A 13,111-nucleotide genomic window follows, 5' to 3' on the forward strand; every position below is an offset into this window, starting at 1 on the left:
GTCGCGTCGCCGAGGGACGGGGGTTGCGGATCGTCAGAGCCCGACATCCTGCAGGAGGCCCGCGGCCAGCGTCAGGCGCGAGACGGAGGTCTCGCCGGTGCCGGCGAGGCGCTGCAGCTGCTCGGCCGCCGCGCGCAGCGTGTCGCCCTCGGCCGCCGCCCAGTCCGCGACCGGGTCCTCGCCCTTTCCCTCGTTCAGCGCGAGGATCGTCAGCCGCTTGCGCTCGCGGGCGATCTGGCTGCCGGCGCGCTCCAGCGCCAGCGTCTCGTAGTAGTCCGTCGGACGGAGCGTCACGAGCGCTTCCTCGAGCTGGCCGATGTGGAGGGCCTGCGTCAGCGCGAAGGTCGCGCGCATCGCCTCGCCGAAGGTCCGCCCGGTTTCACGTGAAACACGCTCGACGTCCGGCACCAGCGCGAGAAGCGGCAGGCGGGCAATGCGGGTCGCCAGCTCTTCCGGCACGCCGGCAGAGACCCATTCCGACTGGCGGGTGGCGAACTCGGCGCGGGCGTGCTCGCTCGCCATCTCGACGAGGGCCGGCCCGAACTCGGTCGACAGGCGCCGGAGCGCGGCGACCGTCTCGCCGAGATCGAAGGCGCCGGAGCGAACGAGGCCGACGACGCCGACCTGGAGGAAGAACGACACCGCGGCGTAGAGATCGTTCTGCACCGCACCCGGAAGCTTCGCGTCGAGCGCGTCGATCTCGCGCAGGAGCTCGGCGATCGCGAACCCGTCGTGAATGGCGACGTAGGCGCTGACGAGGCTGGAGCCCGAGCGCCCCGTCGCATCGCGCAGGACCGTCGCGAAGGACACGCCGAGATGATTGACGAAGGCGTTGGCGAGCCCCGTCGCGACGATCTCCCGGCGCAGGCGATGGGCCGAGATGTCGGCCTCGAACTTCTCGCGCAGCGCCTGCGGGAAATAGGCCATGAGGCGACCGGCGAGGTAGGGGTCGTCAGGCAACGGCCCGGAGACCAGCGCGTTGAAGAGATCGATCTTGGCATAGGCGAGGAGAACGGCGAGTTCCGGCCGCGACAGGCTCTGGCCCCGCGCGCGAAGGTCGGCGATGGCGCCGGGCGAGGGCAGGGTCTCGACCTGCCGGTCGAGCGCCCCGGTCTCCTCCAGCGCCGTCATCAGCCGGGCCTGGAGCGCGAGGCGCGAGACGCCCGCGCGTTCCTCCAGCGAGATCGCGAGCGTCTGCGCATAGTTGTTGGCGAGCACCAGCCGCGCCACCTCGTCGGTCATCGAGCCGAGCAGCCGGTCGCGCTCCTCGCGCGAGAGGCGCCCTTCGGCGAGCGGCTGGCGCAGCGCGATCTTGAAATTGACCTCGACGTCCGAGGTGTTGACGCCGGCCGAATTGTCGATCGCGTCGGTGTTGAGGCGAACGCCCGCGCGCGCCGCCTCGATGCGGCCTCCTTGAGTCAGCCCGAGATTGGCGCCCTCGCCGATGACCTTGGCGCGCACCTCGCGGCCGGCGATGCGCACGGCGTCGTTGGCGCGGTCGCCGACGTCGAGGTTGGTCTCGGCGGCGGCGCGGATATAGGTGCCGATGCCGCCGAACCAGAGAAGGTCGACCGGGCTCTTGAGGATCGCCGTGATGATCTCGGCCGGCGTGCCGGACGTCTTGTCGAAGCCGATGGCGCTCGCCGCTTCCGGCGAGAGGCGGATCAGCTTGTCGCGCCGCGAGAAGACGCCGCCCCCAGTGGAGATCACCGAGCGGTCGAAGTCGGCCCAGGACGAGCGTGGCAGGGCGAAGAGCCGCTGGCGCTCGTCGAACGAGCGCTCCTCGTCCGGGTTCGGGTCGATGAAGATATCGCGGTGGTCGAAGGCGGCGACCAGCCGGATCTTGCGCGACAGGAGCATGCCGTTGCCGAAGACGTCGCCCGACATGTCGCCGCAGCCGGCGACCGTGAAGGGCTCGGACTGGATGTCCCACGCGCGACCGTCGCGCCCCATCTCGCGGAAGTGGCGCTTGACCGCCTCCCAGGCACCGCGCGCGGTGATGCCCATCGCCTTGTGGTCGTAGCCGGCCGAGCCGCCGGAGGCGAAGGCGTCGTCCAGCCAGAAGCCGCGCGCCCGCGCCACCGCGTTGGCCGTGTCGGAGAAGGTCGCCGTGCCCTTGTCGGCGGCCACCACGAAATAGGGATCGAGGTCGTCATAGGCGATGACGCCGGTCGGCGTCACCGTCTCGCCCGAGGGCTCGATGTTGTCGGTGACCGACAGGAGCGAGGCGATGAAGACGACATAGGCGGCGCGCCCGCTCTCGAACCAGGCTTCGCGGTTGGCGGCATCGGCGAGGCGCTTCGGATAGAAGCCGCCCTTGGAGCCGACCGGCACGATGACGGCGTTCTTGACCTGCTGCGCCTTCACGAGGCCGAGAATCTCGGTGCGGTAGTCCTGGGAGCGGTCGGACCAGCGAAGGCCGCCGCGCGCCACCGGGCCGAAGCGCAGGTGAACGCCCTCGACGCGCGCGTCGAACACGAAAATCTCGCGATAGGGCACCGGCGCGGGCATGCCTTCGATGCGATGCGGATCGATCTTGAAGGCGAGCGCGGGCTTCACCGCGGTCGGGGTCGAGTTCGGATCGGCCGAGACGTCGGGCACGGCATAGAAGTTGGTGCGAAGGGTCGCCAAGACCGCGCCCATCAGCCGCCGCACCACGCGGTCCTCGTCGAGGCTGGTGATCGCGTCGAGCGCCTGGCGGAGCGTGAGGAGCGGCGCCAGCGCGCCGCGCGCGGCCGCCTCGGCCGCCTCCGCGTCGCCGGACAGGTCCTCCGGCAGCGCGTCCGGCCGGTGCTCGCGCGCCGGGTCGAACGCGCCCGCGAACAGCTCGATCAGCGCGCGCGCGACGCCTGGCTGGCGCTCCAGCACCTGTGCCATGAATTCGGCTGTCGTCGCGAACCCGGTCTGGCGCAGATAGCGCGCATAGGCGCGCAGGACGTTCGCCTCGCGCCAGTCGAGCCCGGCCGAGAACACCAGTGCGTTGAAGGCGTCGTCCTCGATCCGCCCGTCGACCACGGCCTGGAGCGTCGCCTCGAGCGCGAGGCCCTTGTCGGCGAGCGCGGCGATGTTCCCGGAGCGCGGGATCAGCTCCATGTCGTGGAGCCAGACGTGGCTGCCGTCGGCGCGCGCGATCTCGTGCGTCTGCTCGGCGAGCGGCGAGAAGCCCATGTTCTCGAGGATCGGGACCCGGCGCGACAGCGGGAGAGCCTCGCCGAGGTGAAAGATCTTGAGGCGGAGCGAGGCGTCCTCGTCGCCCTCGCGGCGGTAGAAGTCGATGCCGAGCGGGGCGCCGGGGCGAAGGTCGAGGATGCGCGCAGCGTCCTCCACCGCCTCCTGCGGGTCGACCGCGTCGCGGTAGCCGCCGGGAAGGCCCGGGGCGAGCGCCGTCAGCTCGCCGATCCGCCCGGCGCGCGCGGCGGCCCGCTCGAAGGCGAGCGACCAGTCGCGCGCGATGGCGGCGATCTCCGCCTCGAGCTCGGCCGCGTCGGGCTCGGGCGTTGGACCGCCCGCGCGCCCGATGATGAAGTGGATCGAGGCGAGCGCGCCTTCGGGGAAGTTCGGGTAGTAGGCGGAGACGTGGCCGTCGTAGCGCTCGGCGAGCAGCACGCCGATCTCGTCGCGCAGGCGCGCGTCGTAGCGCTCGCGTGGCACGAAGACGAGCACCGAGACGAAGCGGTCGAACCGGTCGATGCGCGGCAGGACGCGGATGCGCGGCCGCTCGCCGAGCTCGGTGACGACCCCGACGAAGCGCTCCAGGAGATCGACGTCGATCTGGAACATCTCGTCGCGCGAGTAGGTCTCGAGCGCGACGGCCAGCGCCTTGCCGGAATGGGAGCCGGGTGCGAAGCCGAGGCGTTCCGTGACCGTGGCGGCCTTGGCGCGCAGGTAGGGGATCGCGGCGAGCGGCTGGGTATAGGCCGAGGAGGCGAAGAGGCCGACGACGCGCAGCTCGCCGGTCAGCCGGCCGTCCGCGTCGCGCAGCTTGATGCCGACATAGTCCATGTAGGCGCGCCGGTGGACGCGCGAGCGCGAGTTGGCCTTCGCCACGATCAGCGGCTCGGGATCTTCCAGGAAGGCGCGCAGCTCGGGGCTCGGCGCTTCGGCCGCGCCCTCGCGGCGCAGGACCCTGACGGTGGGATCGCGCAGGATGCCGAGGTCGCTCTCCTCGACGCGCCGCAGCGCCTCGCCCTCCGGGTGGTAGGCGAACTCGCGCAGGCCGAGGAAGATGAAGTTGCCGCTGGTGAGCCAGTCGAGAAGCGCGGCGCCCTCGCGCTCGCTCGCCGCGCGCTCCGCATTCGCCTCACGGCCGGCGCGCGCCTCGATGGTGCGGGCCGCCTCGCCGACGCGCCGGCGCATAGCCTCGAAATCGGCGTTCGCGACGGCGACCTCGCCGAGGATCGCCTCGAGATTGCGCGCCAGCGCCTCCTCGGCCGCCGGGTCCGGCATCGGCTCGATCACGACCTGGATCAGGCTGACGGGCTCGCCGCCCGCCGCGCCGGGGCGTCGCTCGGCAAAGCTCGTCGGCGCGCCGCTGGGCCCACGCTCGACGCTGAGGATCGGATGGGAGATGGCGTGGATCGCCGGCGCCCGGTCGGCGATCTCGGCGGTCACCGAATCGAACAGGAACGGCATGTCGTCGTGCGCGATGGTGATCGCGGTCACCGGCTCGCCGGCGCGCAGCTCGCCCCGCAGGCGCCGGACCGAGACGACGGCCTGGCCCCGCCGGTGCCGCTCCAGGGCGCCCGCCGCCTCGTCGGTGAGCTTGGCGAGCGCCTCCGGCGCAAAGGCCGCGAGGTCGTCGGCGGGCGGCCGGGCGAAGAGGAGGGGCGCCAGCCGCCGGCCGGGGCCCGCCTCGGGCAGGAGGGCCAGAGCCCCGGCGATGATCCGGTTCTTGGTCGGGTTCGGCTCGGTCGCCATGCGTGTCCCCTCGGGAAGTCGGTCGGTTCGGCCCTTGTCGGGCTGGAAACGAATCATCTCATCGGCCCGTGACGGGACCATGAGGGCCGGGTCGGGGCAACCGTGCTTCGCGCTCCGGCCGCCGCCATGCGAGACTTATAGGGCGGCGGGCCGTCATGTCTGCGGCCGGGTCCATGCCGCGATCCGTGGCGGCGCTCGTATTGCTCTCGTCATGCTTTTGCGCGAGGGTCCGCGCCATGACGAACCCTTCCGACGACCGGGCGCGGCAGCAGGAGGCCGAGGCCATCCTGCGGCGCGTGCGCCAGGAAACCGAGCCCCAGACCGGGGCCGCCGCCGAGAGCATGGCGCGGGGCCTGCGCCGCCACTTCTGGGTGGGGGACGCCGATCCCGCCGACCGGATGGAGGTGGTGGGCACGCGGATCGGGCGGCTCGCGGGCCTCGTCGCGGTGATCGGGCTGGCCATCGGGCTCGCCTACCAGCTCTCCGCCCTCTGAAGGACGCCGATGAGCCTTTCCGCATCCGCCCCCGGTGGCGACAAGCCGGCCGTCCTGTCGATCTCGAGCCATGTCGCGCGCGGCACCGTGGGCAACCGCGCCGTGGTGTTCGCGCTGGAATCGCTCGGGTTTCCCGTCTGGTCGGTGCCGACCGTCACCTTGCCCTGGCATCCTGGCCACGGGCCGGCGACGCGCATCGTGCCGGACGAGACGGCGTTCGCCGCCTTCGTCGACGACCTCGTGCGCGCGCCCTGGCTCGGAGAGGTCGGAGCGGTGATCTCCGGCTACTTCGGCGCCGCCCATCAGGTCGAGCCGGTGGCGAAGCTGGTGGATGCCGTGCGCCGCGCCAACCCGGAGGCGCTCTATCTCTGCGATCCCGTGCTCGGCGACGGCGGGGACGGGGGCGGGCGCCTCTACCAGCCGGCCGAGACCGTAGCGGCGGTGCGCGACCTCCTCGTGCCGCGCGCCGACATCGCGACGCCCAACCGGTTCGAGCTTGAGTTCCTGACCGGCCTCGAGTTCTCGACCAACGCCCACCTCGTCGAGGCGGCGAGCGCCCTCGGGCCGGCGCGGGTCGTCGTCACCTCGGCCTTTCCGCTTCTGCGGGGCGGCATCGGCAATCTCCTGGTGGAGGAGGGGACGGCGATGCTGGCCGAGCATCGGCGCATCGAGGGCGTGCCGAACGGGCTCGGGGACCTCACGGGCGCCGTGTTCCTGGCGCGCGTCCTGTCGGGCGCCACGGGCGAGAAGGCGCTGCAGGGCACGACGGCCGCCGTGTTCGAGATCCTCGCGCGCACCACCAAGCGCGGCAAGGACGAGCTGACGCTGGAGACCGACGCCGACAGCCTGAAGACGCCGTTGGCGATGGTGCAGATGCGCCGGCTGCAGCCGGCGGGGGGCGGGCGCCGCGCGTGAGGACGCCGCCTTGAGGACGCTTGTCGGTGTCGACGGCTGTCCCGCCGGCTGGATCGCGGCGGTGGAGCAAGAGGACGGCGCGACGGTGCTCGCCGTTCACGCGCGTTTCGAAAGCCTTCTCCGCGCCCTGCCGGACGATGCGATCGTCGTGGTCGACATGCCGATCGGGCTGCCCGAGACGATCCGCGGCATGGGGCGCGCGGCCGAGACCGCGGTGCGCCCGATGCTGGGGCCCCGAAGGTCGAGCCTCTTTGCGATCCCCGCCCGCGCGGCGGTGGAGGCCTGGGACGGGCCGCACGGCTCGGAAGCGGTTCGTGCCGCCGCGCACGCGCGCGCCTCGGCGCTCGCACGAGCGCGCTCCGAGCCGGCGCGCGGCGTCTCGCGCCAGGGCTTCATGCTGTTTCCGAAGATCCTCGAGATCGACCGGCTCCTACGCGCCGACCCGGCGCTGGCGGACCGCGTCCTCGAGAGCCACCCCGAGGCGGCGTTCGCGGCCCTGAACGGGGGCACGGCGATGGCGCACCCGAAGAAGCGCGGCGGCCGGGCGAGCGGGCCGGGACTGGACGAGCGTCGCGCGCTCCTGGAACGGTCGGGCTTGCCGCCGGCGCTTCTTCTGAGCCCGCGACCGCGGGGCGTCGGCGAGGACGACCGGATCGACGCCTGCGCGATGCTGATCGTGGCGCGCGCGGTGGCGGCGGGCCGGGCGCGGCCCTTTCCCGACCCGCCGGATCGCGACGCGCACGGCCTTCCCGCCGCGATCTGGCTGCCGCGCGACCCCCTGTGCAGCGCGGAAGAAACTGGTCTAGAAGCGATCCGAACCAGCGACGGAGCGACGATGACCCTTCTCCCCGATGCCCTCGTGTCCGGCTACCGCAGTTTCGTGCAGGGCCGCTATCTCCAGGAAACGCAGACCTATCGGGCGCTGGCGCGCGACGGCCAGACGCCGGAGACCATGGTCATCGCCTGCTGCGACTCGCGCGCCGCGCCCGAGACGATCTTCGGCGCCGGGGCGGGCGAGCTCTTCGTGGTGCGCAACGTCGCCAACCTCGTGCCGCCCTACAACCCGGACGGCGAGTTCCACGGCACGTCCGCCGCGCTGGAATTCGCGGTGCAGGCGCTGAAGGTGAAGAACATCGTGGTGATGGGCCACGGTCGCTGCGGCGGCATCAAGGCGGCGCTGACCACCGGTGCCGAGCCGTTGTCGCCCGGCGACTTCATCGGCAAGTGGATGAGCATCCTGCAGCCGGTGGCCGAGACCGTGGCGGCCAACGAGCTGATGACGTCGGGCGAGCGGCAGACCGCGCTGGAGCGGATCTCGATCCGCACCTCGATCGCCAACCTTCGCTCCTTCCCCTACATCGCCGCGCGCGAGCGGGCAAGCGAGCTCAACCTCTACGGCGCCTGGTTCGACATTTCGACCGCCGAGCTCTGGGCGATGGACGCCGAGACCGGCGACTTCCAGCGCCCGCTGGTCGACGTGGAAGACGCCGTGATCTGAGCGGCGCTCCGATGACGGAAGGCCCCCGGCAACCTGCGGCCGCCGGGGGCCGGAGCCTTACTCCGCCGGCACCGGGCCGGCGTCGAGCGCCTCGATCGATCCGGCGCGGTTGAAGGCGGCCTCGTCGAGGATGCCCTGGCGCTTGGCGACGATGGTCGGCACCAGCGCCTGTCCCGCGACGTTGACGGCCGTGCGGCCCATGTCGAGGATCGGGTCGATGGCCAGAAGCAACCCGACGCCCTCGAGCGGCAGGCCGAGGGTCGAGAGCGTCAGCGTCAGCATGACGGTCGCGCCGGTGAGGCCGGCGGTCGCCGCCGAGCCGACGACCGCGACGAAGACGATCAGGAGATAGTCCTCGATCCCGAGCGGCACGCCGAAGAACTGGGCGACGAAGATCGCCGAGATCGCCGGGTAGATCGACGCGCAGCCGTCCATCTTGGTGGTCGAGCCGAGCGGCACCGCGAAGCTCGAATATTCGCGTGGCACGCCGAGGCTCTTTTCCGTCACCCGCTCGGTGATCGGCATCGTGCCGATCGAGGAGCGCGACACGAAGGCGAACTGGATCGCCGGCCAGGCGCCCTGGAAGTAGCGCAACGGGCTGAGGCCGTGCGCGAGGAGAAGCGTCGGGTAGACCACGAAGAGCACCAGCGCGAGGCCGACATAGATCGCGGCGGCGAAGGTGCCGAGCTGTGCGAGCGTCTCCCAGCCGTAGACCGCCACCGCGTTGCCGAGGAGACCGACGGTCGCGATCGGCGTCAGGCGGATGATCCACCAGAGCACCTTGTGGACGATCTTCAGGAACGAGCGGTTGAAGGCGAGGAAGGGCTCGGCGGCCTCGCCGACCTTCAGCGCCGCGACGCCGACCGCGATCGAGATCACGAGGATCTGGAGGACGTTGAAGTTGAGGCTGGTCGAGGCGCCGCCCTCGCGAAGGCTGGTGGACGCCTGGAGGCCGAGGATGTTGGACGGGATCAGCCCGGTGAGGAAATCGAGCCAGGAGCCCGAGCGTGCCGGCGCGGCGGCCGCCTCGCGCGCCACCGAGGTGCCGAGGCCCGGCTGGAAGATCAGGCCGAGCGCGATGCCGATGAGGACCGCGACGAAGGCGGTGATCGCGAACCAGAGAAGCGTCTGCCAGACGAGGCGCGCGGCGTTGTCGAGCGCGCGAAGGTTGGCGATCGAGGCGACGATCGCGGTGAAGACGAGGACCGGCACCACGGTCCGCAGAAGCGAGACGAAGGACGAGCCGACGGTCGAGAGGGTCTGCGTCAGCCAGTTCGGCCCGTCCGCGCCGGGCCCCATGGAGCGGGCGACGAGGCCGAGCACGATGCCGAGCACGAGCGCGACGAGGATCTGGAAGCCGAAATTCGTCCAGAGCGGCTTTTTCGGCCGGGACGAGGCGGCGGCAGCGGGGGCGGCCATCGGGAAACTCCGAGAGGAAGCGCACGCCGTGGGACGGGCGTGCGGGAAGGACTCTCATCTAGGGCATGACGGCGCGCGCGCCGAAGCATGCCCGTGCTGCGGCGCGATTGATAAGGGAAACATTCTTTCGTCCCCGTCCGCTCAGGCGGGCCGCGACCGGCGTTGCACGGCGGACACAGCGCTGGGGACGGCGGCCCGAATTGCGGGCGCTTCGCTTGCGAAACATGGTAAACACCCTTTCTACAGCCGGTGATGCGGACGGCGCGATCTCGCGCGACAACCAACGACGGGGAACGGGGATGACCCAGATGATCAGGATGGGCTTCGGCCTTGCGGCCGTGCTGGCGCTTGCCGGCTGCCAGTCGGCGGGCCCGAGCTTCGGCGGCGGCAGCAATGTGCGCAGCCCGGCTCCCCTGCGCGCGGCCCCGACCGGCCAGGTCTATTCCAACCAGCTTCCGCCGCCGCCCCCGCCGCCGGCCGCGCCCGTGACCCCCGCGCCCGTGACCCCGACGGCCGACGCCTCGGCCCCCGCGCAGACGCCCGCCCCGACCCAGACCGCCTCGGCCGCGCCGGTGACGCGTGAAGGACTGGTCGGCGCGTGGCGCGTGTCGTCGGGCGGCGGCAACTGCCAGATTTTCATGGCGCTGACGCAGTGGACGGGCGGCTACCGCGCCGCCTCGCGCGGCTGCCCCGGCCAGGTCGCCGACGTGTCGGCCTGGGACGTCTCGGGCAGCCAGGTGGTCCTGAAGGATTCCGGCGGCTCCACCGTTGCGACCTTGAGCAACACGGGCGGCACCCGCTACGAGGGCACCACCAGCGGCGGCCAGTCGGTCAGCCTCTACCGCTAAGCGCATCAGGCGAGCGTGCCGCGCGGGTGGTCTCGCGCGGCACCGCCGGAGCCCCTTCGGCGACGCGCGTCGCCCATCGTTCCGCCACCGAAACGGGACGCCCGGGGCCATCGTCCCGAAAGGTCCAAGATCATGCCGCACCAAGGCTACGGCTCCGTAGGGGGCGAGCGCGGTCCCGTGCGGGCCGAACTCGCGCGGCGCGTAGCGGCCGGATCCTTGCGCGAGGACCCAGTCCAGGCCGGCGTCGCCGACCGGCTCGACCGGCTGGGGCGTGAATTGAAGGCCGCGGCGCTGCCCGTGAAGTCGAGCGCGCTCGGCTGGCTGTTCGGCAGACGCGAGAGGCCTGCCGCCCCGCGCGGCGTCTACATCCACGGCTCGGTCGGGCGCGGCAAGTCCATGCTGATGGACCTGTTCTTCCAGACGGCGCCCGTGGAGGGCAAGCGACGCCTCCACTTCCACGAGTTCATGGCCGAGATGCACGGCCGCATCAACGCGCACCGCGCGGCGGTCAAGGCGGGCGAGGCGCGGGGCGACGACCCGATCCCGCCGGTGGCCGAAGCCGTCGCGGCCGAGACGCGGCTCCTCTGCTTCGACGAGTTCACCGTGACCGACATCGCCGACGCGATGATCCTGTCGCGCCTCTTCGACGCGCTCTTCGCGCGCGGGCTGACGCTGGTGGCGACCTCCAACGTCGCACCGGACGATCTCTACCGCGACGGGCTGAACCGGCCGCTGTTCCTGCCCTTCGTCGAAACGTTGAAGGCCCACACCGACATTCTCTTCCTCGACGCGCCGACCGACTACCGGATGGAGACGATCGGGGCGGGCGACCTCTACGTCACGCCGCTCGGGGCCGAGACGGACCGGCGGATGGACGCGTTGTGGCGCTCGATCGTCGGTGGTGCGCCGGAAGGCCCGGAAACCCTGCCGTTCCGCGGGCGCGCGATCGCCGTGCCGCGGGCGGGCGGGGGCGCCGCGCGCTTCGCCTTCGCCGACCTCTGCTCCAGGCCGCTCGGCGCCGCCGACTTCCTGGCGATTGCCGCGCGCTACCACACGGTGATGGTCGACGGCGTGCCCGTGATGGCCGCGGCCGAACGCAACGAGGCCAAGCGCTTCATCCTTCTCGTCGACACGCTCTACGATGCCCATCGCCGGGTCGTGGTCTCGGCGGCCGCGCCCGCCGACGAACTCTATCGCGCCCCCAGCGGCACGGAGGCGTTCGAGTTCGACCGTACGGTGTCGCGCCTGATCGAGATGCGCTCCGACGCCTATCTCGCGGAGGCCGAACGGCGGCGGAGCGGGGCGGAAGGTCTTGAACACGCCGATCGCGCATGAAAATTTTCCGACAAGGCCGCAAACGGCCACGTCGTTGGAATCATGCCGGGAAACGACTGACGCTTACGTAAGTCCCACACAGCCTAACCGGTTGAATTCCCTTGCGCTGCGCTGCGGCCATTGCACCCGTCGCCCGCACGGAGTATCCCCCTGCCCGACGCAGGACCACGAAGGCGCGTCCGTTCGGGCTGCCCGTGACGGAGGCGCCGTCCGGCCTGCCCGGCCCCCGGGAATGCGGGCCGCATCCAGGAACCCGAAGGGCGTCCGATGACGAGACCTCCCCTGTCTTCCACCGCTCGACGGCATTTCGCCGTGCGGGGCGCGTGGGACGGCGGTCCGGGCGCCCCGACCTCCTCTCTCTCGTCCCTCGCAGCCATCCGCAACGGGAAGCTTTCATGAACATCCACGAATACCAGGCCAAGCAGGTCCTCAAGGGCTTCGGCGCTCCGGTCGCCTCGGGCGTCGCGATCACCAGCGCCTCGGAAGCCGAGGCCGCCGCGAAGCAGCTTCCCGGTCCGCTCTACGTGGTGAAGTCGCAGATCCACGCGGGCGGTCGCGGCAAGGGCAAGTTCAAGGAGCTCGGCGCGGACGCCAAGGGCGGCGTGCGCCTCGCCAAGTCCGTGGAAGAGGCCGTCGCCCACGCCACCGAGATGCTGGGCAACACGCTCGTCACCGCCCAGACGGGCGACGCCGGCAAGCAGGTGAACCGCCTCTACATCGAGGACGGCGCCGACATCGCCCGCGAACTCTACTGCTCGCTCCTCGTCGATCGCTCGGTCGGCCGCGTCGCCTTCGTCGTCTCCACCGAGGGCGGCATGGACATCGAGGCGCTCGCACTCGCCGGCATGGTCGTGGCGCTCGACGCCTACGGCCCCGTCACCGACAATGCCGGCGGCATCGCCGAGATGGCGGGTTTACCCGACGATGTCCGCACCCGCACCGACGCGCTCGACGCGGTGGGCAACACTACCAAGGCGGTGACGAAGGGCTATGCGATCGGCTCCGCCGGTCTCGCCGCGCTCGTCCTGTTCGGCGCCTATACCACCGACCTCGCCACCTATTTCCCCGACGTCAGCGTCGATTTCAGCCTGTCCAACCCGTACGTCATCGTCGGGCTGCTGCTCGGCGCGCTATTGCCTTATCTGTTCGGCGCGTTCGGCATGACCGCGGTCGGCCGCGCGGCCGGCGCCGTGGTGGAGGAAGTCCGCGGCCAGTTCCGCGACAATCCCGGCATCATGGAAGGCACCAGCCGCCCGAACTACGGCCGCACCGTCGACCTCGTCACCCGCGCCGCGATCAAGGAAATGATCGTCCCCAGCCTGCTCCCCGTCCTCTCACCGGTCGCGCTCTACTTCATCATCCGCACCGTGGCCGGCCAGGCACAGGGCTTCGCCTCCTTGGGCGCGATGCTGCTCGGCGTCATCGTCTCCGGCCTGTTCGTCGCACTGTCGATGACCAGCGGCGGCGGCGCCTGGGACAACGCCAAAAAGTATATCGAAGACGGCAATTACGGCGGCAAAGGCTCCGAAGCCCACAAGGCCGCCGTCACGGGCGACACCGTCGGCGATCCGTACAAGGACACCGCCGGCCCCGCGGTCAACCCGATGATCAAGATCACGAATATCGTCGCGCTGCTCCTACTGGCGGCCTTGGCCGGCAGCGGAGGCTGAGGCGGAGCCTCAGCA

The 13,111-nt window shown here is 71.4% G+C and carries 7 protein-coding genes and 3 pseudogenes; 8 read left to right on the forward strand and 2 right to left on the reverse strand.

The features are described 5' to 3' along the window. Positions 1–33: 33 nt before the first annotated feature. Positions 34–4,917, reverse strand: a complete 4,884-nt coding sequence (locus QZ753_RS18355; RefSeq protein WP_294645747.1) for an NAD-glutamate dehydrogenase — start codon at positions 4,915–4,917, stop codon at positions 34–36. 236 nt (positions 4,918–5,153) lie between these two features. Here QZ753_RS18355 and QZ753_RS18360 point away from each other — a divergent pair, with 236 nt between their 5' ends. The 4 genes and pseudogenes from QZ753_RS18360 to QZ753_RS18375 all read left to right on the forward strand — a co-directional run bounded on the left by QZ753_RS18360 (position 5,154) and on the right by QZ753_RS18375 (position 7,824). Further along, on the forward strand, positions 5,154–5,411 hold the full coding sequence (locus QZ753_RS18360; protein WP_294645748.1) for a hypothetical protein: 258 nt from the start codon (positions 5,154–5,156) through the stop codon (positions 5,409–5,411). A gap of 9 nt (positions 5,412–5,420) precedes the next feature. Next, complete coding sequence (pdxY, locus tag QZ753_RS18365) at positions 5,421–6,326, forward strand: pyridoxal kinase PdxY (protein ID WP_294645750.1); 906 nt, start codon at positions 5,421–5,423, stop codon at positions 6,324–6,326. 10 nt (positions 6,327–6,336) lie between these two features. Next, a pseudogene (locus QZ753_RS18370) lies at positions 6,337–7,047 on the forward strand (DUF429 domain-containing protein); the annotation flags it as partial. A gap of 114 nt (positions 7,048–7,161) precedes the next feature. After that, positions 7,162–7,824 carry a carbonic anhydrase gene (locus tag QZ753_RS18375; protein ID WP_294645757.1) on the forward strand — a complete coding sequence of 221 codons (663 nt, stop codon included), beginning with the start codon at positions 7,162–7,164 and terminating at the stop codon, positions 7,822–7,824. Between the two features lie 57 nt (positions 7,825–7,881). Here QZ753_RS18375 and QZ753_RS18380 read toward each other — a convergent pair whose 3' ends face one another. Next, a complete protein-coding gene (locus tag QZ753_RS18380; protein ID WP_294645752.1) occupies positions 7,882–9,243 on the reverse strand; it encodes a dicarboxylate/amino acid:cation symporter in 1,362 nt (453 codons plus the stop codon). A gap of 299 nt (positions 9,244–9,542) precedes the next feature. Here QZ753_RS18380 and QZ753_RS18385 point away from each other — a divergent pair, with 299 nt between their 5' ends. The 4 genes and pseudogenes from QZ753_RS18385 to QZ753_RS18400 form a co-directional block, all read left to right on the forward strand. Further along, the gene (locus tag QZ753_RS18385; RefSeq protein WP_294645754.1) at positions 9,543–10,091 is read left to right on the forward strand and encodes a protease inhibitor Inh/omp19 family protein; all 549 of its coding nucleotides are present in this window, start codon (positions 9,543–9,545) and stop codon (positions 10,089–10,091) included. Positions 10,092–10,223: 132 nt separating this feature from the next. Further along, positions 10,224–11,426 carry a cell division protein ZapE gene (zapE, locus tag QZ753_RS18390; RefSeq protein ID WP_294645756.1) on the forward strand — a complete coding sequence of 401 codons (1,203 nt, stop codon included), beginning with the start codon at positions 10,224–10,226 and terminating at the stop codon, positions 11,424–11,426. A gap of 395 nt (positions 11,427–11,821) precedes the next feature. Continuing rightward, positions 11,822–12,250: pseudogene (locus tag QZ753_RS18395) on the forward strand (ATP-grasp domain-containing protein); the annotation flags it as partial. 6 nt (positions 12,251–12,256) lie between these two features. Further along, a pseudogene (locus tag QZ753_RS18400) lies at positions 12,257–13,096 on the forward strand (sodium/proton-translocating pyrophosphatase); the annotation flags it as partial. Between the last annotated feature and the right edge of the window lie 15 nt (positions 13,097–13,111).

Origin of the sequence: uncultured Aureimonas sp., assembly GCF_913775355.1 — a bacterium.
Lineage (GTDB): Bacteria > Pseudomonadota > Alphaproteobacteria > Rhizobiales > Rhizobiaceae > Aureimonas.